Origin of the sequence: Alicyclobacillus acidiphilus NBRC 100859, from assembly GCF_001544355.1 — a bacterium.
GTDB lineage: Bacteria > Bacillota > Bacilli > Alicyclobacillales > Alicyclobacillaceae > Alicyclobacillus > Alicyclobacillus acidiphilus.
The window spans coordinates 1-2932 of record NZ_BCQI01000125.1 but is presented as its reverse complement, the minus strand read 5'-3'; the positions used below and the strand labels follow the sequence as shown (position 1 = coordinate 2932).

Sequence of the window (2932 nt, the reverse complement as noted above, 5' to 3'; positions counted from 1 at the left end):
TTATAAAATATTCGAACAGGTGTTGATTTACTATTTTAAATTATATTGGTATGGTGCCAATCGTTTAGGGCCAGAGGCTCTCCCTTTTGAAGTTACAATCATCAGTGCCCTACGATTTCTTTTCCGTATTTTCGGATTTGGAAACCTCTAACACGTCATTCCAAGAGAGTGTGTCTCAATTAAAAGTGTGCGTTCTTGGTCTAGGCGGACTAGGTGGGGCTGTATCTCAGAATTTATGTGGGTTGGGCGTAAACACGCTTACGATTGCCGACGACGACGAAGTGGCACTACGAAACTTACATCGTCAGTTTCTCTACGGCTATGCAGATATAGGAAAGCGAAAAGTAGATGTGGCATAAGAAAGACTCGAGCACTTAAACAATGAATGAAGCATTACACATTCATGGGCAGCGAAGACGATATAGCCGAGGTGATTTCCGGATCGGACATTAACGGAACCCAGATTGCGAACTTTGCGGGAAATTAGAGGAGCAATGTTGACGCTGAACAGAACCCATCGGTCACTATGAATCGAATCGTGAGGGGGGCTGGATGGCACTGAATCGCATTTGGATGATTTGGGCACAAGGGTTTGCCGGACTTATCATTGTGATGTATTTTGCGTGCTTTGGTGAAGATCCTTCATTTCTAGGTTCCTTCTCCATTCTCGGACATTTGGTTTTTGACACGGTTCGAGGGCAGGATTTGACGTCCAATTATTACGGACTGACGTGGGGAGAAGTCGGTGCCACAGTTCGACTCGTCGTCCTTGCGATTGCCATGTCCTTAGTCATTGGCATGGCCGCGGCTTTCGTACGCTTTGAAATTCGACGGCCAGGAGTCACATGGCTGTTTGAGATTATATCTGTCGCGATGGAATCGATCCCCGAACCACTCCACGTGGTGATTGCCGTTGTCGTGGCGTTGTACCTGATGGTGGGTCAGGGGTGGCATAACCTGCCCTTGTTCCCGGAAGGATTTCCGAACTGGTCCGACACATGGATTCCTGCTGCAGCACTTGCTCTGCCCGGGGCATTTTATGTTGATCGGATTTTACACATGGAATTGCAAGATGAAATAACCAAGCCCTATGTGACAACCGCATTTGCAAAGGGACTTTCGCGCAATCACGTCGTGTACAAACACGTATTTGCCAATGCGGGATCCACCGTTCTTAAACAGATGCCAGTGGTTGTAAGTATCGTGGTGTCGAGCGCCTTGTTCGCAGAATTTTTCATGGATTATCAAGGAGCCCTTTATCAGTTCACAGACGCTATCGGTTGGAATATGGTGACTGGAACCTATCAATCGTTCGAGAAACCGTTTCATCTTCCCTTGTACCAACCAGGTCTGGTCTTTGTCATCGGAGCGTTGGCAGTTGGAATTTGGGTAAGTCTTCGTCTGTTTTTCGAGTGTATCTATGTGATTGTATACGGAGGCAACCGATGAACATTAGGATGCAGAAAACCTGGATCATCGTTGGCGGATCGATGTTGGCCGCGTTGCTGGTGCTGTCCATCAATCCGCATATTGTAACGAATCAGAGCCCCAACCATCGCCAATACGCGAACTATTCAACTGGTGTGAGCGCGCCATTTCCACCTAGTCGACTTCATCCGTTCGGTACAGACCAATGGGGACGTGATTTACTGGCGAGATCCCTGTACTCCACATGGAACACGCTCGGCCCGGTGCTCGCTGTTACAGGAATCGTCCTAACCGTCTCATTGGCTTTGTCAATCGTTTCGGTATCCAGCGGACAAAAATGGTTGTCTCAAATCGTGACCGTCGTCGGCGGAGCGATGGCATCGCTGCCCGTCTTGTTCATTCTCATTCTCGCTCTTGACAAGCGAAACATGCACTCGCCGTACCAAGAGTTGCAATATATCGGGTGGATCGCGCTATTCGAAACAGGACGTGCAGCGTTCGCGTTTCAACAGTCCATGGAGAAGTGGATGACATTTGAGTTCGTTGAATCGGCCGTGATCGTTGGACGAAGCCGAACCGGAGTGATCTTTTCGCATTTGCGATCATGGGTAGGGAGATTCTCATTGGAATTCGCGTTTTCCGAGTTCGCACGCGTTTTATCCTTGATGACGATGTTAGCTGCGTTTCACGTCTACGCCGTCGAAACGCTGAGTGATATCCCTTTCTTTATATCCTTTCCCCCAATACAAGGTATTCAGAGTTCGCAAGTAAGCTGGATATCGTTGATTGGGGATTCAACGAACAACGGCGCTTGTATCAGTTATCCCTATTTTCTATATGCGCCGGTTTTGGCAGTTGTCACAACTGTCATGGGCGCAAACTTCATAGCACGCGGGATACGTGGAACACCAAGTCGGTGAAATCATCGTGTCGCGTCGCCCCTGGTGTCCCCTTTGACATCCGCATGTAGAACACAGGAAGAACAGCCGTAGACTTTCCCAAGCAGGCTTTCCCAAGCAGGCGTCCGACAAGTTTGTAGGTATCCATATTTCGGAGACGTCACGTTCGGCGCGCTCCCCGGCCTCGTGGCGGACGAAGGGTTTCGCCTCGACGGCGGACCAGCGACTTCCTACGGATCACCCCCCGCCGCAAGGTGTGGAAGGAAGCTAAACGCTCAGTTTCTTGTTCCGCAGACGGTTGAACCAAACACGGAACGGGGATCGGTGTTGACGATCGCCGCGCTGGGAACGAGCGGCTGCTCTTCTGACGGGGCGGTTCCGTCTGGCGCGTCCCTGGCGTGACGGATGTGGCGGATGTGGACCGGGCTTCGGTGTCAAATAAGCCGCCGCAGGCGGCTTAAGTGTGTCGAATCGTCGGATTCACACCGAATAAGCCCACACAGGCCGCTTAATTGGCCAACATCCCGGCGTTTGAGGGGCAACTGAAGCGAATAAGCCTCCGTCGGCAGCCTATTTTGTCTTCGACCCGCCATTTTACCGAAACA

General features: G+C 50.5%; 3 protein-coding genes. All 3 read left to right on the top strand.

Translation table 11 applies throughout. From position 1 onward, the window contains the following. Window positions 1-104: 104 nt before the first annotated feature. The 3 genes from AAC01S_RS20335 to AAC01S_RS18285 all read left to right on the top strand — a co-directional run bounded on the left by AAC01S_RS20335 (window position 105) and on the right by AAC01S_RS18285 (window position 2348). Window positions 105-359 (top strand): ThiF family adenylyltransferase, encoded by a 255-nt coding sequence (locus AAC01S_RS20335; RefSeq protein WP_370670845.1) that lies wholly within the window; start codon window positions 105-107, stop codon window positions 357-359. Window positions 360-552: 193 nt separating this feature from the next. Further along, entirely contained in the window at window positions 553-1449 is an 897-nt protein-coding gene (locus AAC01S_RS18290; RefSeq protein WP_067625914.1) for an ABC transporter permease subunit, read from the top strand. Beyond that, window positions 1446-2348: a hypothetical protein gene (locus AAC01S_RS18285; protein ID WP_067625911.1), complete on the top strand. Its 903-nt coding sequence runs from the start codon at window positions 1446-1448 to the stop codon at window positions 2346-2348. Before AAC01S_RS18290 ends, AAC01S_RS18285 begins: the two co-directional genes overlap by 4 nt. The last annotated feature ends 584 nt before the right edge of the window (window positions 2349-2932 follow it).